This window comes from Micromonospora sp. DT43, assembly GCF_049841645.1.
Classification (GTDB): domain Bacteria; phylum Actinomycetota; class Actinomycetes; order Mycobacteriales; family Micromonosporaceae; genus Micromonospora.
Map to the genome: position 1 here is coordinate 23,668 of NZ_JBNCKR010000009.1, position 18,797 is coordinate 42,464.

Genomic DNA, 18,797 nt, shown 5'->3' on the forward strand with positions numbered 1-18,797 from the left:
CTGCGGGCTAGAACTCCACGCCACGCAGGTAGACCCGGCGCCGCTCCCCCGCAGTCGCCACCTCGACGGTGATCTCCGTGTCCCGAAGTGGCCTGTTCCGGAGGCGCTGGTAGGAGGCACTACCGTCCTCGTACCAGCCCCAGTCGGTGGTCTTCGTGTCGCGAAACCGGAGAGCGTCGTCTCGACTGACGGTGGTGCCGCCGGCGAGCTCGTTGTCCCGAAGGAAACCGTCCACGCAGGCGGCGTCGGACTCGAACGTCAGGTACAGGTTGTCGTCGATGTAGTCGCCCGACCAGTAGCGCAGATCGTCGAGAGCACAGTCGGGCACGCGTACCCGAAACTGATCGAAGATCTCACCCATCGACTTGTCCCACCTGCTCGACGGGTAGGCCCGCCCGTCGAAGGGGCCCTTGCCCCACAGCGCCACGCCGAAGGCGGCGGCGAGTACGACCAACGCCGCACCCGCCACCACCAGACGCCGCCTCCAGGCCATAGCCGGTAACCCTACGGCGGAAGGCACCTGTCAGCCCAGACTCTGGGTGCTGCTGGTGCCCTTGACCGTGAACTCCTGTGCCACCCCGTACGTGTGCATGGCTGCGTAGTCGCTGAACGAGATGCCCCAGATCTCCTCGTCCGCGTCGAAGTTCCAGTCCTTGTAGACATCGACCCGGTAGCTGCCCGACGTCTTGGGGACACCGTTGACCGTCGAGACGCTGACGGACCCGCTCACCCGGTACTGGACACCTCGAACCCCCAGCCGGTAGTCGAGGTTCTCGGTCATGCTCACCCCCCGCCACATCGAGTCGATGTTGTAGATGCAGGACGACTGTCCGCTGCTGGCGCACCGGCTACGGGCCGAGGCGAGCAGGCCCTCGACGTCGGTGTTGACGGCCGACCGGAACTGGCCGTCCCTCAGGTAGTCGTCCACGTTGACGGAGAAGTCGTCGCCCGAGGCGTTGTAGTAGTGCTTCCACAACGCGCAGGCCTGGGTGGTCAACGCGCAGACGCCCTGCATGGTCGTCCAGAGTTGCGCCCGCATCTCCAACAGCGCGGTCGGCTCGTTCCACGGCGGGGTCTTCGAGCCGAAGGCGCCATTGTCCGAAGGCGTGGTCGGATCGTAGGGATCCTTCTGCGGATCGGGCTCGGTGACGATCAACTGGCCGGCCAGCCGCGCCTGCTCCTCGTCCCGCTGCTTCTGCACCGCGATCTGCATCGCCTCGAGCGCCGCCTGGGCCGCGAGGACGGCGTCCTTTCCTGCCTCGATCGCCGAGGCGCGGGCCCGAGCCGCCGACGACTGGGCCGCCACGGCGTAGTTGCGGGCCTGGGCGGCCGACGCGTTCGCCTCACTCGCCGACCGCGTGGCCGACTGAGCGGCCCGCTGCGCCGAGGCAGCGGCGTCCCGGGCCCGTTGCGCGGCAGCCGCGGCCTGGTCCGCCGAGGCCTTGGCCTGCACCGCCGACGCCTGCGCGTCGGCGGCGTAACCGGCCGCCAGCTGGGCGGACTGGCTCGCCTGCCGGGCGTACGCCTCGGCCTCGGCCTGCGCCCTGCGCGCCACCGCCGCCGCGTAACCGGCGTCGGCCGCATCCTTCTGGGCATTGGCGGCGTACTGACCCGCCTCCGCGACGTAGCGCCGCACGGTGGCGGCGTGTGTCGCTGCCTCCTGGTCACGCTGACGGGCCTTGAACTGCTCGGTCTCAATGAAATACCGGATGTAGCCCCGAGGTCCCTCGAGGGCGATCCGACCGGCGGCTTTGACCTCGGGACCGCCGGCGGTGATGATCTGGCCGGCGGTGATCCGGTCGTCGATCTCCGCCGCCTCGTACCGGCCGGTGCGCAGGAACCGGACCACGGCGTCCGTGCCAGCGTTCAGCGCGGTCTGCGCCGCCGCCTTGGTGGTGGGCCCGCCGGCGCTCATGATCTGGCCGACCTTGACCCGGTCGTCCAGCTCCTTGCCCGGGTAGTCCCTGCCGTCGAGGAACGCACGGACAGCGTTGTGGTCGCCGCCGAGCGCCGCCTCCGCGGCCTCCTTGAAGGCCGCCGGTCCGCCACCCTCGGCCAGGTGCAGCACCCGCCCACGGTCATCCTGCTCGGCGGCCAGCAGACGGCCGGTGGTGAGGAACTGCCGCAGGTCCGCCTCGGAGCCGGTCAGGGCGTCCTCGGCGGCGGCCCGGGTCCACGGGCCGGCGATGTCCAGTAGGCGAAGGGCCGCCTGCCGCCCGCTGGCCAGCACCGTGCTGGCGGGCGCTCCCGGAGCCGACGCCTCGGCCAGCAGCCGCTCGGTCTCGTCGTCCACCCGATCCAGCTCAGGACGGTCGAACGGAATCTCCACCGGACGGTCGAGATCGGCGGTGCGCGCCTTCTGCGCCTCCTGGACAGCCTGCTCGGTCTCCAGGTCCAGACGCAGCACATCGGCCTGCCGGGCCGTGGCCTCGACCTGATCAGCCTGGGCCGCGGCCTGCGTCGCCACGTCGGCGGCCACCTTCGCCGACGCGGCATGGCGAGTCGCCTCGCCCGCCGCGTCCGCCGCTTCCCCGGCGTGCGCGGCGGCGTCGTCCGCAGCCGCGGCGGCCGCTCGGGCGTGCCGCGCCGAATCCATGGCGAACTGATACGCCTGCCGGGCGGCACGCCCGGACTCCCGCGCCAGAGCCTCGGCGGCGTCCGCCGCACGGTCGGCGATGGCGGCCTGCCGTCGTGCCTCGGCCGCGGCCCGCTTGGCGCGCTCCGCCTCGCCGCCGGCGGCCTGGGCGTAGTTACCCGCCTCCTCGGCCGCCGCGGCGGCGGCCTGGGCGTTGGTCACGGCATTACGCGCCGCGTGCGCCGCGGCACCCGACGCGTCGGCGGCGTTCGCCGCCTTCTGGGTCGCGGCGGCAGCCGTCTCCGCCGCCTCGGCGGCAGCTCGCGCCTGTTGCGCCGCGGTTCGCGCCCCCGCCGCCTTGCTGGCATCGCCGGCCGCGGCACCCGCCGCGGAGAACGCCTTCGAGGCGGCCTTGCCGGCCATCGCCGCGGCGGCGGCGGCCCTGGACGCCGCATTCGCGGCGACCCGCGCGGCACGGTTCGCCGCGCTGGCCGCGTTCGTCGCGTCCTGGGCGGCGTCGGCGGCCCGTCGGGCGGCATCCGCGGCCCGACCGGCGGCAGCGGCGGCCTTCGCGGCCGACCCCTGCGCCGCGGCGGTCTCCGCCGCTGCCTTCTCCGCCGCTGCCTTGGCGAGCTGGGCGGCCGTCACCGCGCGCTTCGAGGCGTCCTCCGCCGCCAGCGTCTCCTCTGCGGCCGTCTGGCCCGCCTGGCGAGCCAGCTCGGCCAGCTGGGACACCGAGAGGATCTCCTGATCCCGCGCCCGCGCGACCTCCTGACCATGGTCGAGGAAGTACCGGATGTCGTCCACGGTGCCGTTGAGCGCCGTCTGCGCGGCGGCCCTGACGGTCGGCCCGCCCGCCGTCATGATCTGCCCGACCAGGATACGGTCGTCCTGCTCCTTGGCCTGCTGTTGGGTGACGACCAGGAAGGTGGCGATGGCTTTCTCGTCACCGTTGAGCGCCTGCTGCCCGGCGGCCTTCATGACCGGCCCGCCCTGGCTCATGGCCCGACCCACCTGGATCCGCAGATCCTGCTCCATCGGTTCCTGGTAGCCGGTCTCCAGGAAGGTCCGCACATCCTGCTCGGTCTTGCCGAGCACCACCTGCGCGGCGGCATTCGTCGTCGGGCCGCTCAGGCTCATCATCTGCGCGAGGCGGACCCGGTCGTCGGACTCTCGCGCCTGCTGCTGGCCGGTGGCGAGGAACTGGCGCACCTCGGCGTCCGAACCCAGCAGACACGCGCGGGCGAGCCGGGACACGTTCGGACCGCCCGACTTGAACAGCGCGAGCACCTGCGCGCGGTCGGACAGCGGCGCGTCGGCGGCCTCCGCCCCGCCGACGCCGACACTTACCACAAGCGACAGTGCCAGTGCCCCGGTCAGCGCGCCGCGAGCGAGCCGACCTCGGCCCCGGAATCTGGACATGGTTCTGCCCGGACTGAACATCGAACCCCCATGAATCTTCGATGGTCACCGGGGCCACGGATCGCCCCGGGCGGGCCCCAGGATATCGAAGATCGCCGCCCCGCATCGCCCCGTGGGAACAGTGTGGACGGTGCCCGTCCCGGTTCCTGAGCGGGGGCCTTCGTCAGGGCACGGACGCCACGCCCGGCCGCTCCGCCGGGGCGGCGACGGCGACGGCGAGCGGAACGGTGAGGGTGAGCAGCGCGCCGTCGTGCTCCACCGAGCCGGGCCGGTCCAGTCGCCGCAGCGTCCGCAGCATCGGGGTGTTCTCCGCCTGGACGTGCAGCACCAACGCCGCGTACCCGGCCGCGTCGGCGTGCCGGACCAACCGGCGCAGCAACGCCGAGCCGAGCCCTCGCCGCTGCCAGTCGTCGCGCACCAGCAGCGCGACCTCGGCCTCGTCGCCCTCGCCGAGCAGGTTCGCCATGGCAACCACCGACTCGGCCGCGCCGTCGGCACCGCTGCTGGTGGCGATCAGCGTCAGCCCTCGGGTCGGCTCCAGCAGCCGGCGTAGCCGGGCCGGCCGCGGCAGCGCCGACCCGCCCAGATAACGCCGCTGCCGACTGCGCGGTGAGCACGCCTCGTGCAGCTCCACCACACCGGACAGATCGTGGGCGCCGGCCGGCCGGACGACCACCTCGGCCCCGTCGGGCAGCACCACTGTGACCTGTTCGGCGGCCCGGCGCGTCACGGTGGCGGCCAGCTCGACCAGGGCCTGTGCCCGCGCGTACTCCGCCGGGGTGAAGTCGGGCGCGGCGCGGCGCAGCGCGAACGAACCGCCCGCCGGATCGGCCAGCAACATGCTGGCCCCGGTGATCCCCCGTTCGACGCCGACCAACGCTGGCCGCCAGCTGACAACATCGGCAGCCAGCAGGGTACGCAGCGCCTCACCCGTCGCGTCCGGGTCACGCACCAGTCGGTTGGCCAGCCCGAGAACCCGGGTCGGCTGGTCGGCCAGGCCACGCGCCTCGCTGCGCGCCACCCAGCAGTCCCGGCCACGACCCCGCTCGACCGCCGCGATCAGCTCGGCCTCGTCGAGCGCGTCCGGCGCGTCGACCAGGAAGTCGTCCACCGCACCCTGCTCGGTGGGCTGCACCTGCACGGTGAGGATGTTGACCCCACGCAGCGCGAGGCTCGCCGTGAGAACCGACAGGTAACCCGGTCGGTCGTCCACGGTGGCCCGAATCCGCCACAACGTCATGGTTGGCTCCCTTCCCCACCTCAGAGCCTCACCCCCGGCTGTTGCCGCCCGGTTGCTCGGCCGTGTCGGCCCGGGAACTCCCCGGGCCTGTTTCAGAAGGGCGGTCGAGCCGAGGCGGAGTCCGGGCGGCGATCCGGCAAGGCGCGGTTTCGTCCGGATACCGGTGTTGTATCCAGACGAAACCGCAACGCCGCCGGTCGTCGTCCGGGCCTGCCGCAGGCCGGCCAGTTCTTCTGAAACAGGCCCTCAGGCCGCGCAGAGGCCGTTCAGGGGCCGGCGACCACCGGCGGAGTGCCGACGAGGTCGAGCCGGTCACCGAGGATCACCGCGCTGGCCCGGACGAGCTGGGCGAGCCGGTCGACCTCGGTGCTGTGGAAATTCGCCGCGCAGAGGGTGTCGTTGTGCTCGCGGGCCACCACCAGCACGAGGCCGGCCCGGCCGAACGGCGCGATCGCGTGGTGGGTGCCGTCGGGCGTGGTCATCGACCGGCCGCGCAGCGGGGTCACCTCCGGCAACCGCAGCGGTACGGGAGCACGCCAGCTCGCGTGGCCCACGGTGGCGCCACCGCCCCCGGTGCGCGAGGCCCAGTCCACCGGGACCACGGCGGCGACCGCCCAGTCGGCGGCCAGCAGTCCCGGTACCGCGTCGACAAGGGTCGCCAGCCCGTCGGCCGGGTTGGCGGCGACCTGCGCGAGCAACTCCGCGTCCTGACCGGTGGTGGTGGGCGCGCCGATCGCCCGCCACACCCCGTCCACCCGTACGCCTGGAATCGCCGCGAGGCCGGCCAGCAGCCGCTCGACCCGAGCCGCGCCGGGCCACACCACTGTGAAGTCGTCCACCGCGCGCCCGCCGAGACGCTCGAGGACCACCACCTGGACGATGTCCGCGCCGGAGACACCCAGCGTGCGGGCGACCTGGCCGAGGGTGCCCGGACGGTCCGGCAGGGTGACCCGAACTCGCAGCAACATGTCTGTCCCTCCGCTCGGCGGGCCGGCGACAGGCGGCCGGCAGGCTGCGTCACAGCCTGCCTGTTGACCATTTCGTCCCTGTTGCCGAGCCATGTCCCGAGGGGAAAATCTGACCTTGACAACGTGAGCGGGCTGCCATCAACTAGTCGGATGACCGATCCGGCCGTCAGCGCGCTTCGGCCGGGCGCGGTTCCGGCCTCCCCCGCCGGGCTCGACCTCGATCGGCTCACCGCCTATCTGGCGGCGCACCGACCCGACCTCGCCACGGGGCCGGTGCGGGCCCAGCTGATCGCGGGCGGCAAATCCAACCTCACCTACCTGCTGCGCCTCGGCGACCGGGAGCTCGTGCTGCGCCGGCCGCCGCTGGGGCACGTGCTGGCGACCGCGCACGACATGGGCCGCGAATTCCGGGTCATCTCGGCGCTGGCCCCGACCGAGGTCCCGGTGCCCGGCGCGCTGCTGCTCTGCACCGATCCCGAGGTGATCGGCGCGCCGTTCTACCTGATGGAGCGGGTGCCCGGCGAGGTGTTCCGCACCCGCGCGCAGACCGACCCGCTCGGCGACGAGCGACGACGGGCGCTCGCCATGGCGATGATGGACACGCTGGCCGCGCTGCACACAGTCGAACCGGCCGCCGTCGGGCTCGGCGACTTCGGCCGCCCCGAGGGCTACCTGGCCCGGCAGGTCCGCCGCTGGGCCGGGCAGCTCGACCGCTCGCGCAGCCGCGACCTGCCCGGCATCGACGAGCTGCGCGACCTGCTGGCCGCCACCGCCCCGGAGGGCGCGAACGCCGGCCGGATCGTGCACGGCGACTACCGACTGGACAACCTCCTCGCCGCGGCCGACCCGGTGGCCGTGCACGCCGTCCTCGACTGGGAGATGGCCACCCTCGGCGACCCCCTCGCCGACCTGGGACTGCTCCTGACGTACTGGGATGTCCTCGGCGGCAGCGACACGGCCGAGGGCAACCCGGTCGCCGACGGGCTCGGGCCGCGCGCGGGCTTCCCCACCGGCGCCGAGCTGATCGAGCGGTACGCCGGACGCAGCGACGTGGACGTCGGACCGCTGCACTGGCACGTGGCGCTGGGCTGTTTCAAGCTGGCGGTCATCTGCGAGGGCATCCACTACCGCCACACGCTCGGGCAGACGCTCGGCGAGGGCTTCGACCGGATCGGCGAGATGGTGGCACCGCTGGTCGCGCACGGGCTGACCGCTGCCAGGGAGCGGTGATGGACTTCTCGTACGACACCCGGACCGAGGAGCTGCGCGACGAGCTGACCCGGTTCCTGACCGACCACGTCTACCCGGCCGAGGCCGTGCACGCCGAGCAGGTCGCCGCGGGTGACCCGTGGTCGCGTACCCCGGTGCTGGCCGAGCTGAAGGCGGAGGCCCGCAAGCGCGGCCTGTGGAACCTGTTCCTGCCCGACCCCCGCTACGGCGCCGGCCTGACCAACCTGCAGTACGCGCCGCTGGCCGAGCTGACCGGGCGCAGCCCGCACCTCGCGCCGGAGGCGGTCAACTGCGCGGCACCGGACACCGGCAACATGGAGCTGCTGGCCGAGTTCGGCTCGGAAGCGCAGCAGCAGCGCTGGCTGATGCCGCTGCTGGAGGGCGAGATCCGCTCCGCGTTCTGCATGACCGAGCCGGACGTCGCCTCCTCCGACGCCACGAACATCGCCACCCGGATCGTCCGTGACGGCGACGAGTACGTCATCAACGGCCGCAAGTGGTGGTCGTCCGGCGCGATGGATCCGCGCTGCGAGATCTTCATCGTGATGGGCAAGACCGACCCCGACGCCGAGCGGCACCGCCAACAGAGCATGGTGCTTGTCCCCCGGGACACTCCCGGGGTGCACGTCCGCCGGGGCATGACCGTCTTCGGCTACACCGACGGCTCGCACGGCGGGCACGCCGAGATCGACTTCACAGACGTCCGGGTGCCGGTGGAGAACCTGATCGGCGCCGAGGGCACCGGCTTCGCGATCGCCCAGGCGCGGCTGGGCCCGGGCCGGATCCACCACTGCATGCGATTGATCGGAATGGCCGAGCGGGCTTTGGAGCTGCTCTGCAAGCGGACGCTCGGGCGGGTCGCGTTCGGCCGGCCGCTCGCCGAGCAGGGCGTCGTCCGGGAGTGGATCGCCGAGTCGCGGGTGCGTATCGAGCAGGCCCGCCTGCTGGTGCTCAAGACGGCCTGGTTGATGGACACCGTCGGCAACAAGGGCGCGCACACCGAGATCCAGGCCATCAAGATCGGCACGCCGGCGATGGCGGAGTGGGTGATCGACAAGGCCATTCAGGGGTACGGCGGCGCCGGTGTCAGCCAGGACACTCCGCTGGCCGCCCTCTGGGCGCAGACCCGCACCCTGCGCCTCGCCGACGGCCCCGACGAGGTGCACCGCAACTCCCTCGCCAAACGCGAGCTCCGCCGCTGGACCTAAACCACCCACCCACCCCACCCGTGACCTCTGTCGATCATGAAGTTATTGCCCTGACACGCCGATGGCGAGGGCAATAACTTCATGATCGACGCGCTCCCCCCGGGGGGGTGGGGGTGCGGGGGGGTGGGGGTGGGGGTTAGGCGGAGGCGCGGTGCACCAGTTGGGTGTCCAGGAGGATGTGCGGGGCGGGGAGGTCGTCGCCACGGATGCGGGCGACAAGCAGCCGGGCCATCTGCCGGCCCATCTCCTCCACCGGCTGGAACACAGTGGTCAGCGGTGGGTCCGCCTGCCGGGCGACCGGCGCGTCGTCGAAACCGATCACGGCGACGTCCTCGGGAACACGCCGGCCGGCGTCACGCAGCGTACGCAGCGCGCCGAACGCCATCAGGTCGGACGCGACGAAGACGGCCTCCAGATCCGGGCAGGACTCCAGCAGCCGGCGCATGGCGGTCGCGCCGCTGCCCTCGCTGAAGTCCCCGTACGCGATCAGGTCGGGGTTGACGCCGGCACCGGTGGCCTTGACGGCCTCGGTGTAACCGGCCAGGCGGGCCAGACCCGCGCCCATGTCCTGCGGGCCGGCGATGGTGGCGATCCGCCGCCGTCCCTGGCCGGTCAGGTACTCCACCGCCTGCCGGGCGCCGCCAACGTTGTCCACGTCGACGAACCAGGCCGGCTGGGCGCCGGGTTGCAGCATCCGGGCCGGCCGGCCACCGAGCACCGCGGGCAGGCCGCGCTCCTCCAGCAGGGTGGGCAGCGGGTCGGAGTCGTGCAACGACAGCAGCAGTACGCCGTCGACGTGCTGGTTGGTGAGGTGGTGCTCGACGCGCTCCCGCTCGACAGGCGACTGGGCCATCGCCAGCCAGAGCTGCATGGGCGTCTCCAGCAGGCCGGAGCTGATCCCCCGCACGATCGCGGCGAAGAACGGCTCGGTGAAGACCCGCTCGCCGGATTCGGAGACCACAAGTGCGACGGAATCGGTCCGCTGGGTGACAAGCGCGCGGGCCGCGCGGTTCGGCACGTACCCCAGTTCGGCGATGGCCTGCTGGACCGCGGCCCGAGCCTCCGGGCTGACCTGGGGCGAGCCGTTGACCACGCGGGAGACCGTGCCTCGACCCACGCCGGCGCGCGCCGCGACCGCGTCGAGGGTCGGGCGCCCGAGCGACCGGGTGCGCTGCGTTGTCATCGTCTGCTCCTCCGACGGCGGGCGGGCCCGGTGCCACCTGTGGAAGGTGGACACCAGGACCGCCCTGATGGCTGGCCCGAGCCTATTGTGCGGCCAGACCGTTGCGTCGGATCACCGAGGCGTACCACCTGGCGCTGGACTTGGGGATGCGAAGCTGGCTGTCGTAGTCGACGTGGATCATGCCGAAGCGCTTGGTGTAACCCCAGGCCCACTCGAAATTATCCATCAATGACCAGGCGAAGTAGCCCCGCAGGGGCACGCCCGCGTCGATCGCCTCGTGGCAGGCGCGCAGGTGGGCGTCGAAGTAGGCCAGCCGGTCGGTGTCGTCGACCTGCCCGTCAACGACCGTGTCGACGAACGCGGAGCCGTTCTCGGTGACGTACAGCGGCAGGTCGGTGTACTCCTCGTGCACCCGCCGCAGCGTCTCGACCAGGCCCGGGGCGTCGATCTCCCAGTCCATGTCGGTGACCGGGAAGCCCCGGGTGACGAAGCGGACGTCCTCGCTGCCCGGCCAGCAGGACGGCTCCCGCCAGTTCGGCTCGGGCTCGGCGGCCTCGACCGGCGCGGCGACCACGTGCCGGCTGTAGTAGTTGATCCCGACCAGGTCCAGCGGCGTGGCGATGGTCGCCAGGTCGCCGTCGCGCACGTGGTCGAAGTCGGTCACCGTGCGCAGGTCGGCCACCAGGTCCGCCGGGTACGACCCGCGCAGCAGCGGATCGAGGAAGAAGCGGTTGGCCAGCCCGTCGATCCGCCGGGCCGCATCGACGTCGGCGGGGGCGTCACTGGCCGGGTCGACCGGGTACAGGTTGACTGTCACGCCCACCTCGGCGGTGGGTCGCGCGGCCCGCAGCGCCTGCACGGCCAGGCCGTGCCCGAGCATCAGGTGGTGCCCGGCGCGGACCGCGTCCGCCCCGTTCGACCGGCCCGGGGCGTGCACGCCGGAGCCGTAGCCGAGGAACGCCGAGCACCAGGGCTCGTTCAGCGTCGTCCAGTAGCGGACCCGGTCGCCGAGCGCGTCGGCGACGAGCGTCGTGTAGTCGGCGAAGCGCGCCGCGGTATCCCGCGACGGCCAACCGCCGGCGTCCTCCAACTCCTGGGGCAGGTCCCAGTGGTAGAGGGTGAGCCACGGCTCGATGTCGTGGGCCAGCAGCTCGTCGACCAGCCGGCGGTAGAAGTCCAGACCCTGCGCGTTTGCCGCGCCCGAGCCGCCGGGCTGCACCCGGGGCCAGGAGACCGAGAAACGGTACGACTTCAGGCCCAGCTCGGCCATCAACGCGACGTCGTCACGGAGCCGGTGGTAGTGGTCGCAGGCCACGTCACCGGTGTGTCCGTTGATCACCCGACCCTCGGCGTGGCTGAACGTGTCCCAGATCGACGGGGTGCGGCCGTCCTCGGCCGCCGCCCCCTCGATCTGGTAAGCCGCGGTCGCGGCACCCCACAGGAAGGCGGGTGGGAAGGTCAGCCCGGGGCGCTCGTCGAGGACGTCGACGGCGGGTGGGCTGGCGGGGTTGCTCACGACTTGACGGCACCTTCCATGATCCCGCCAATGATCTGGCGGCCGAACAGAACGAACACGATGAACAACGGAAGGGTCGCGATGAGCGTACCCGCGAAAATCTGAGAATTGTCCGCGAAGTACGCGGTGTTCAGACTGCGCAGCGAGATCTGCACGGTCGGATTGGCCGGGTCGGCGAGCACCACGAATGGCCAGAAGAACTGGTTCCACTGCTCCATGAAGGTGAGCAGCCCGAGCACGGCCGCCGCGGGTCGCAGCGCCGGCACCACCACGTGCCAGTAGACGCGCCAGGTGGAGCAGCCGTCGACCCGGGCCGCCTCGATCAGCTCGTTGGGCACGGCCTGTTCGGCGTACTGGCGCATCATGAAGATGCCGAATCCGCCGATCAGGAACGGCACGGTCACCGACGGCATGGTGTTGAGCCATTCCAGCTTCGCCATCAGGATGTACAGCGGCAGCACGCCGAGCTGAATGGGGATCATCATCGAGGCCAGGATGATCAGCAACAGCGCGTTCTTGCCGCGGAAACGCAGTTTCGCGAACGCGAATCCGGCGAGCGAGCCGAAGAACACGGTAGCCACCGTGATCGTGCCGGACACCAGGAACGAGTTCAGCAGGCCCTTGACGACGTTCGCGTCGCCGTTGTCGAGCACCCGCTGGATGTTCTCGCCCAGCTTGCCACCCGGCAGGAAGGGCGGCGGCCAGGAGTTCGCGGCGTCGCTGGTCCGCGAGGCGATGACGATCATCCAGTAGAACGGGAAGAGCGACAGGATCACGCCGAGGACGAGGCCGAACCAGGTCAGCGGACTGGCCGTCCAGAGCTTCTCCGCCCGGTGGCGAATGCCGGGGCGACTGGCCGGTGGCTGGACCGCCGGCGGTCGCAGAGTGGTACTGGTCATGGGTGGGCCACCCTCACTTGTCGGAGCTGATTCGGCGGGCCAGCAGGTAGTTGAGGAACGAGACGGACGCGATCAGCAGGAAGAGCACCAGCGCGACGGCGCCCGCGTATCCCCACCGGAACCGCTGGTTCATGACGTCCAGCAGGTACATCGTGATCGTCTGGAACTGCCCCTCCGTGCCACCGGAGAGTGCGCCCGAGCCGCTGGTGAACATGAGTGGCTCGGTGAAGAGCTGCAGACCGCCGATGGTCGAGATGATCAGCGTGAAGATGATTGTGGGACGCAGCTGCGGGATGGTGATCGACCAGAACTGCCGGCGCTGGGAGGCGCCGTCCAGGGCGGCGGCCTCGTACACGTCCTTGTTGATCGACTGCATCGCCGCGAGGTAGATCAGGGCGTTGTAACCCACCCACCGCCAGTCGACCATCGTGGCGATGGCGAACCAGGAGGCGAAGCGGTTGGCACGCCAGTCGATCGGGCCGACGCCGACCAGGTCGAGCAGCCAGTTCATCAGGCCGAAGTCGCGGGCGTAGATCATCGAGAAGATGAGCGCCACGACGGCGGTCGAGGTGATGATCGGCATCGCGATGGCCAGCCGGAAGAACATCTGGCCGCGGATGCGCCGGTTCAGCGCGTTTGCCAGCAGCAGCGCGATGATGAGCTGCGGGATGGTGGAGAGCGCGAATATCCCGAAGGTGTTCACCACCGCGTTCCAGAACTGCGGATCGTTTGTGAACAGCTCGACGAAGTTGTCCAGCCCGACGAAGCTGATCGTCGCGTTCATCGGTGACCTGTCGGTCATCGCGATCCAGAACGTGTAGACGATCGGGTAGACGCCGAAGATCGCGAAGAGCACGAAGAACGGCAGGACGAGGACGTACGGGGTGAAGCGCAGGTCCAGCCGGTTCAGCTGCCGGCGGCGCGCCGGTGAGTGCCGCGGGGCGGGGCGCGACCGGCGGGCCGACGCACCCGGTGGCGCGGGGGTCTTCAGGGAGCTCATGAGCGTTCCTTCACACTCGGCGGCACCGTCGCGGGCGCCGCGGCAGGGCGTTCCGACGCGGGTTCACGGGTGGCGCCGGAGTCCGGCACCACCCGTGAGCGCGTCACAGCCGTTACTTGCCTGCGGCCTGGCCGTTCTTCACCGCGTCCTGCCAAGCGGCGTCGGCGGCCTTGCCCTGCTCGATGCTGCGCAGCGCGTTCTCGACCGCGTCCCGGACCGCCTGGTTCTTCGGGCCGAGGTAGACCGGCTTCAGCTCGGTCGCGCCGGCGGCGAAGATCTTGCCGATCGGCGCCTTGCTGAAGTAGTCGTTGGTGGCGGCGAGCACGGCCGGGTCGTTGAGGGCCTGCGGCGACGAGGGCAGGTTCCCGACCTTCTTGAACGCCTCGGTCTGGCCCTTGGCGCTGGTCAGGAACTTGGCCAGCTCGGCGGCTTCCTTCTGGTGCTTGCTGGACTTCGGCACGGCCAGCCAGGAACCGCCCCAGTTGCCGGCGCCGCCGGGTGCCTTGGCGACGTCCCACTTGCCGGTCGCAGCGTCACCGGCCTGCCCCTTGATGACACCGGTCATCCACGCCGGGCAGCCGATGGTGGCGAAGCTGCCGTTCTTGAAGCCGGCGTTCCACTCGTTGGAGAAGCTGCGCAGGTTGTTCGACAGACCCGCGCTGATCATCTTGGTGGTCTGCTGGAACGCGGACTGCACGTCCGGGTTCTCGCCGACGACGAGCTTGTTGCTCTTGTCGAAGTACGTGTAGCCGCTGCCGGCGCCCGCCGTCTGCATCAGCACGATGTTGTAGAAGTTGGTGGCCGAGTCGACGAACTTGTGCTTCGTGTCGGCGGCGGCGAACTTCTTGCCCTGCTCGATGAAGGCGTCCCAGGTCGGCCAGAGGGCGCCTACCTGCTCGCGGTCGGTCGGCAGGCCGGCGGCCTTGAAGAGGTCGCTGCGGTAGCAGACGGCCATGCCACCGACGTCGGTGCCGAGACCCAGCACCTTGCCGTCCGGGGTGACGCCACCTTCCCACTTCCAGGGCAGGAAGTTGCCCTTGAGGTCGTTGGCGCCGTGGTCGGCCAGGTTCACGAACTTGTCGGCCTGCGCGAAGAACTGCACGATCGTGCCCTCTTCGAGGGCTACGACGTCGCCGGCGCCCGCGCCCGCGGTGATCTGCTGCGTCAGCCGGGTGTTGTAGTCACCCAGGCCGAGGCCCTTGCCGCGCTCCTGGATGGTGACGTTCGGGTGCTCAGTCTGGTACTGCTTGTAAAGATCTTCGTAGCCGAAGCCCTGGTCGCCGAAGACGTCGACGACCAGAGTGACCTTGCCGCCGTCCTTGTCGGACGACGAGTCGTCGCCGCCGCAGGCGGTCGCCGAGGCGAGTACGGCGACGGACGCGAGCGCGATCGCCGCAAAGCGGCGACGTGAGGTGACGCTCATCCTGACCCCTCTCAAGTGGTGAGGCTTGGTGTGTCGTGCGTGGTGGGGGGGTGCTGCAGCGCCCCTGCCGTCGCCGGACCGGTGGTCGTGGACGATCTGGGGAGAACTGTGAAGGAGACTTCGGCCACTCCCCCGGGAGCGCTCCCATGAGATTGCCGGGGCGCTACCAGGGTGTCAATAGACCATTGGGAGCGTTCCCAGATCGTTACCGCCCTGTTTCAGGCCGACGCCGGACGTGCCGGACGTCGACCCGAGCGACCGTGCGGGGTCAGCAGAAGCGGCGCAGCAGAGTCGTGGCGACGGCCGGATCGAAGAACGTCGGGTCGAAGCCGTCACCGACCCAACCCCGCAGCTCCGCCCGCTCCTGATGGGTCGGATCGGCAAGCGCCGCGAGCAGCGCCTGGTAGCCCGGCGACCCACCGATGCCCTCCGGGGGGCAGGCCCGCTGACCGTCCAGGCAGATCGGGTACCGCTCGTCGTGGTCGGCGGTCAGCGCGTCCTCGACGACCAGGTCGTGCTCCCACCAGTCGCCGAAGTCGTACGTGTAGGAGAACCTGCTGCCCTTGCCGAGCACCGCGTCCAGCCGGACGTCCAGCTCGTCGTGCAGCGCCAGGCCCCCGTCCGGGTCCGGCTCGCCGTACGCCACCGCGTCGATCTCGAACGAGTGCAGGTGGCAGTCCCGCCAGCCCATCGCGTGCTGGGCGACCCGGTGCAGCCGGTCCAGCGTGTAGCCGGCCGGGACGAGCACCCGCCGCCACACCGGCGGACGAACACCGGCGAGGGACATCTTCAACTGGAAGATCTGACGCGGCATGCTGTCCTGTCCTCCCGCGGCTTAGGCTGCGAGCATGATCTGCCGAGCGTGCCGGGCCCGGCGGCACGACGACTGCCCGGGCCGGAACTGGTGCGACTGCCAGCACCGTACCGCCGAACCGACCCCTCCGGTCACCGGTCCGGCCGGCGAATGACGGTCGGAATCCCGATCCGGCGGCTCTGGCCCGAGCCCTCCACCGAGCCGCTCGACGACTCCACGCTCACCGCGCTCTACCGCCGCGCCGACCAGCCCCGGCTACGGGTCAACTTCGTCGCCAGCCTGGACGGCGCGGTAAGCGTGGACGGCTACTCCGCAGGCCTGTCGGGCGAGCCGGACAAGCGGGTCTTCGGCCTGCTGCGGATGCTCTGCGACGCGCTGGTGGTGGCCGCCGGCACCCTGCGCCACGAGGGGTACCGCGCGGTCCGCCTCGACGAGGGCCGACGCGCCTGGCGTCGGGCGAACGGGCTTGCCGCGTACCCCACGCTTGTGGTCGTCTCCGGCTCCCTCGACCTGGACCCGGCGCAGGCCGCCTTCGCCGACGCGCCGGTCCGGCCGATCGTGCTCACCCGCGCCGACGCCGACCCGCCGCCCGGCCTGACCGACGTCGCCGACCTGCTGCGCTGCGGGACCGACCGGGTCGACCTCGCCGCCGGCCTGACCGAGCTGCACCGGCGCGGGCTGACCCAGCTGCTCTGCGAGGGCGGCCCGCACCTGCTCGGCGCGCTCACCGCCGCCGACCTGGTGGACGAGTTGTGCCTCACCGTCGCACCGCTGCTCGCCGGTCCCGGCCCGGGCCGGATCACCGCCGGCGACGCCAGCGCGCCCCGGCACCTGCCACTGCGGCACGTGCTCGCCGCCGACGACGGCGTCCTCCTGCTCCGCCACGGCCGCGGCTGAGGGCTCAGTCGACGAGCACCGCCCCAGGAGCCCACGGGATCCGGTAGCGCCTACCGTCCTCGGTGCTCGCCCAGACCTGCACCTCGTCGTAGGGCTCGGCGGCGACCACCTCGACCACCGCGCCCCGCGGCGCCGCGCCGACCGGATGCGGCACGCCGTTGGCGACCACCTCGACGGTACGGCCCTGCGGCGCCTGGACCAGGACGTAGAGCCGTCCGCCGGAGCGCCTGGCCACGGCGACGCCCAGCCCGCCGCCGGTGGATCGGACGGCCGCGCAGACCACGTCGCCGTCGACACAGGCCAGGTCGTACGAGAGGTAGTCGAGCAACCGGCGCGGTTCGCCCCCGTCCGCGACGGTCAGGACCTCGGCCGCCTGCCCTCCCGCGCGGGCCGCTCGTCGCGACGAAAGCGCCGAAGTCGTCACTCATGCGTGCTCCATGCCTAGGTAACGCGACCCGCGCCTCGGGGGTTGAGTCCGGACCTCGCGCGGTGCGGGCCGAGACGACTCCCGCCCACCTCGTGCGCTCGGCCGAGCACCCAGCGTCATGAGTGTGACGGCGCATGGTGTCGTCCGCCGCGTCGCGTGGCGACCTGTCGTACTCCTCGGGCAGGATGCAGGGCATGCGCCCCGACCGTGCCGCCCGACCGACCCGAGTCGCCCGATGACCGACGCCGACATCGACAGCCCTGGCGAGGCGGTCGGGCGGGTGCTGGGAACCGCCGACGCCACCCCGTTGCAGTTCTGGACGGCCGTGGCGCCCGGCAGTTACCTCCAGCTCGACGACGTGGTGGTCACCCGCCGCGAGCTGCCCGACCGGGAGCCGGTGACGATCGCCGGGGTGGTCACCCAGGTCCGCGCTCGGCACGAGGGCGCCCAGTTCGACTCCGACGTGTTCGCCATCGCCGACGGCACGCTGCCCGCACAGGTGCAGGAGGCGGCCGAGGTCACCACCACCCGCGTCGATCCGGAGCTGTACGTGCCGCCGACCCCGGGCGCGGTCGTGCACCGGGCCGAAGGCGACGCCCGGGCCCGCGCGCTGCACTTCGACCGGATGGAGCGGCGCATCCCGATGGGCATGGGTCGCGACGGGGTGCCGGTCTACCTCAACGCCGACTTCCTCGACGGCAGCCGGGGCGCGCACGTCTCCATCTCCGGCATCTCCGGTGTTGCCACCAAGACGAGCTTCGCCACCTTCCTGCTCTACTCGGTCTTCCGCTCCGGCGTCCTGGGCGGCGACGCGGTGAACGCCAAGGCGCTGATCTTCAACGTCAAGGGCGAGGACCTGCTGTTCCTCGACCACCCCAACCTGCGCCTCGACGAGCCGACCCGAGCGGCGTACGCGAAGCTGGGCCTGAGCGCCGGCGCCTTCCCCGACGTGCGGGTGTACGCCCCGCCGCGGGTCGGCGACGCCGCCGGCACACCGGACGTGAGCAGCCGACTCACCGGCGTGGACGCCTTCTACTGGACGCTCAGCGAGTTCTGCGCCGACCGCCTGCTGCCGTACGTCTTCGCCGACGCGGACGACGAGCGCCAGCAGTACACGATGGTCGTGCACTCGGTCACCGCGCACCTGGCCCGCCACGCCCAGCCCGCCGACGGCGGGGTGAGCATCGACGGGGTCCGGCTGGGCTCCTACGGCGACCTCGTCGACCACATCGTCGACGCGCTCAACGACGACGAGACCCGCTCCGATTGGGCGGGCAGCGCGGTCGGCCTGGGCACCGTCAACGCGTTCGCCCGCCGGCTGATCGGCAGCAAGAAGGACCTGGCCCGGCTGATCCGTGGCGACCTGGCGACCCGTCGCCCGCACTCGATCAACACCAGCGAGTCGGCGCAGGTGACGGTGGTCGACCTGCACAACCTTCCGGATCGGGCCCAGCGGTTCGTGGTAGGTGTGACGCTCAAGAGCGAGTTCGAGCGCAAGGAGAAGTCCGGCACGGCCAAGCCGTTGCTGTTCGTCGTCCTCGACGAGCTCAACAAGTACGCGCCCCGGGAGGGCTCCTCCCCCATCAAGGAGGTGCTGCTCGACATCGCCGAGCGCGGGCGGTCGCTCGGGGTCATCCTCATCGGCGCCCAGCAGACGGCGAGCGAGGTGGAGCGGCGCATCGTCACCAACTCGGCGATCCGGGTGGTCGGCCGGCTCGACCCGGCCGAGGCGTCCCGCCCGGAGTACGGTTTCCTGCCGCCCGCCCAGCGGCAGCGGGCGCTGCTCGCCAAGCCGGGCACCATGTTCGTCAACCAGCCGGACATCCCGGTGCCGCTCTGCCTGGAGTTCCCGTTCCCGGCGTGGGCCACCCGGGTCTCCGAGGCGGGCCGCGCCCCCTCGGAGACGCTGCGCTCGATCACCCAGTCCGCCGACCCGTTCGCCGTGGTGGGCTCCGGCGGCGGCACCGACGACGACATCCCGTTCTAGGCAGGGGC

15 protein-coding genes are annotated in these 18,797 nt (G+C 71.6%); 4 read left to right on the forward strand and 11 right to left on the reverse strand.

All coding sequences use genetic code 11. The features are described 5' to 3' along the window. Window positions 1-7 precede the first annotated feature (7 nt). The 4 genes from ACLQ26_RS21135 to ACLQ26_RS21150 form a co-directional block, all read right to left on the reverse strand. Window positions 8-493, reverse strand: a complete 486-nt coding sequence (locus ACLQ26_RS21135) for a hypothetical protein (protein WP_425746070.1) — start codon at window positions 491-493, stop codon at window positions 8-10. Window positions 494-523: 30 nt separating this feature from the next. Then, window positions 524-3,997 carry an ALF repeat-containing protein gene (locus tag ACLQ26_RS21140; protein WP_425746071.1) on the reverse strand — a complete coding sequence of 1,158 codons (3,474 nt, stop codon included), beginning with the start codon at window positions 3,995-3,997 and terminating at the stop codon, window positions 524-526. Between the two features lie 163 nt (window positions 3,998-4,160). Next, a complete protein-coding gene (locus tag ACLQ26_RS21145) occupies window positions 4,161-5,237 on the reverse strand; it encodes a GNAT family N-acetyltransferase (RefSeq protein WP_425746072.1) in 1,077 nt (358 codons plus the stop codon). Window positions 5,238-5,503: 266 nt separating this feature from the next. Further along, entirely contained in the window at window positions 5,504-6,205 is a 702-nt protein-coding gene (locus tag ACLQ26_RS21150) for an amino acid-binding protein (RefSeq protein ID WP_425746073.1), read from the reverse strand. A 150-nt stretch (window positions 6,206-6,355) separates the two neighbouring features. Here ACLQ26_RS21150 and ACLQ26_RS21155 point away from each other — a divergent pair, with 150 nt between their 5' ends. Then, window positions 6,356-7,435, forward strand: coding sequence for a phosphotransferase family protein (locus ACLQ26_RS21155; protein ID WP_425746074.1), 1,080 nt, complete (start codon window positions 6,356-6,358; stop codon window positions 7,433-7,435). Continuing rightward, entirely contained in the window at window positions 7,435-8,643 is a 1,209-nt protein-coding gene (locus tag ACLQ26_RS21160; protein WP_425746075.1) for an acyl-CoA dehydrogenase family protein, read from the forward strand. The genes ACLQ26_RS21155 and ACLQ26_RS21160 overlap by 1 nt, the downstream gene beginning before the upstream one ends. Before the next feature lie 136 nt (window positions 8,644-8,779). Here the strand turns inward: ACLQ26_RS21160 and ACLQ26_RS21165 are convergent, their stop codons facing one another. From ACLQ26_RS21165 to ACLQ26_RS21190, 6 genes are all read right to left on the reverse strand, one after another. Beyond that, window positions 8,780-9,826, reverse strand: a complete 1,047-nt coding sequence (locus ACLQ26_RS21165) for a LacI family DNA-binding transcriptional regulator (RefSeq protein WP_425746076.1) — start codon at window positions 9,824-9,826, stop codon at window positions 8,780-8,782. Window positions 9,827-9,908: 82 nt separating this feature from the next. Further along, window positions 9,909-11,342: a GH1 family beta-glucosidase gene (locus ACLQ26_RS21170; protein ID WP_425746077.1), complete on the reverse strand. Its 1,434-nt coding sequence runs from the start codon at window positions 11,340-11,342 to the stop codon at window positions 9,909-9,911. Further along, window positions 11,339-12,241: a carbohydrate ABC transporter permease gene (locus ACLQ26_RS21175; protein WP_425746078.1), complete on the reverse strand. Its 903-nt coding sequence runs from the start codon at window positions 12,239-12,241 to the stop codon at window positions 11,339-11,341. The genes ACLQ26_RS21170 and ACLQ26_RS21175 overlap by 4 nt, the downstream gene beginning before the upstream one ends. Before the next feature lie 13 nt (window positions 12,242-12,254). Continuing rightward, complete coding sequence (locus ACLQ26_RS21180; protein WP_425746079.1) at window positions 12,255-13,241, reverse strand: carbohydrate ABC transporter permease; 987 nt, start codon at window positions 13,239-13,241, stop codon at window positions 12,255-12,257. Between the two features lie 112 nt (window positions 13,242-13,353). Continuing rightward, window positions 13,354-14,664, reverse strand: coding sequence for an ABC transporter substrate-binding protein (locus tag ACLQ26_RS21185; protein WP_393294995.1), 1,311 nt, complete (start codon window positions 14,662-14,664; stop codon window positions 13,354-13,356). Between the two features lie 268 nt (window positions 14,665-14,932). Further along, complete coding sequence (locus tag ACLQ26_RS21190) at window positions 14,933-15,478, reverse strand: plasmid pRiA4b ORF-3 family protein (RefSeq protein ID WP_425746080.1); 546 nt, start codon at window positions 15,476-15,478, stop codon at window positions 14,933-14,935. A 150-nt stretch (window positions 15,479-15,628) separates the two neighbouring features. Here ACLQ26_RS21190 and ACLQ26_RS21195 point away from each other — a divergent pair, with 150 nt between their 5' ends. Continuing rightward, complete coding sequence (locus ACLQ26_RS21195; protein WP_425746081.1) at window positions 15,629-16,375, forward strand: pyrimidine reductase family protein; 747 nt, start codon at window positions 15,629-15,631, stop codon at window positions 16,373-16,375. A 4-nt stretch (window positions 16,376-16,379) separates the two neighbouring features. Here ACLQ26_RS21195 and ACLQ26_RS21200 read toward each other — a convergent pair whose 3' ends face one another. Continuing rightward, window positions 16,380-16,799, reverse strand: coding sequence for a hypothetical protein (locus ACLQ26_RS21200; protein ID WP_425746082.1), 420 nt, complete (start codon window positions 16,797-16,799; stop codon window positions 16,380-16,382). A gap of 238 nt (window positions 16,800-17,037) precedes the next feature. Between ACLQ26_RS21200 and ACLQ26_RS21205 the strand changes: the two genes are divergently transcribed. Beyond that, the gene (locus ACLQ26_RS21205; RefSeq protein WP_363682380.1) at window positions 17,038-18,789 is read left to right on the forward strand and encodes an ATP-binding protein; all 1,752 of its coding nucleotides are present in this window, start codon (window positions 17,038-17,040) and stop codon (window positions 18,787-18,789) included. Window positions 18,790-18,797 lie beyond the last annotated feature (8 nt).

Bases quoted from the DNA above. Each gene is read 5' to 3' on its own strand.
- ACLQ26_RS21190 (WP_425746080.1), bottom strand. From the start codon at position 15,478: ATGCCGCGTCAGATCTTCCAGTTGAAGATGTCCCTCGCCGGTGTTCGT.
- ACLQ26_RS21140 (WP_425746071.1), bottom strand. From the start codon at position 3,997: ATGTCCAGATTCCGGGGCCGAGGTCGGCTCGCTCGCGGCGCGCTGACC.
- ACLQ26_RS21145 (WP_425746072.1), bottom strand. From the start codon at position 5,237: ATGACGTTGTGGCGGATTCGGGCCACCGTGGACGACCGACCGGGTTAC.
- ACLQ26_RS21150 (WP_425746073.1), bottom strand. From the start codon at position 6,205: ATGTTGCTGCGAGTTCGGGTCACCCTGCCGGACCGTCCGGGCACCCTC.
- ACLQ26_RS21165 (WP_425746076.1), bottom strand. From the start codon at position 9,826: ATGACAACGCAGCGCACCCGGTCGCTCGGGCGCCCGACCCTCGACGCG.
- ACLQ26_RS21180 (WP_425746079.1), bottom strand. From the start codon at position 13,241: ATGAGCTCCCTGAAGACCCCCGCGCCACCGGGTGCGTCGGCCCGCCGG.
- ACLQ26_RS21185 (WP_393294995.1), bottom strand. From the start codon at position 14,664: ATGAGCGTCACCTCACGTCGCCGCTTTGCGGCGATCGCGCTCGCGTCC.
- ACLQ26_RS21175 (WP_425746078.1), bottom strand. From the start codon at position 12,241: ATGACCAGTACCACTCTGCGACCGCCGGCGGTCCAGCCACCGGCCAGT.
- ACLQ26_RS21155 (WP_425746074.1), top strand. From the start codon at position 6,356: ATGACCGATCCGGCCGTCAGCGCGCTTCGGCCGGGCGCGGTTCCGGCC.
- ACLQ26_RS21135 (WP_425746070.1), bottom strand. From the start codon at position 493: ATGGCCTGGAGGCGGCGTCTGGTGGTGGCGGGTGCGGCGTTGGTCGTA.
- ACLQ26_RS21205 (WP_363682380.1), top strand. From the start codon at position 17,038: ATGACCGACGCCGACATCGACAGCCCTGGCGAGGCGGTCGGGCGGGTG.
- ACLQ26_RS21160 (WP_425746075.1), top strand. From the start codon at position 7,435: ATGGACTTCTCGTACGACACCCGGACCGAGGAGCTGCGCGACGAGCTG.
- ACLQ26_RS21195 (WP_425746081.1), top strand. From the start codon at position 15,629: ATGACGGTCGGAATCCCGATCCGGCGGCTCTGGCCCGAGCCCTCCACC.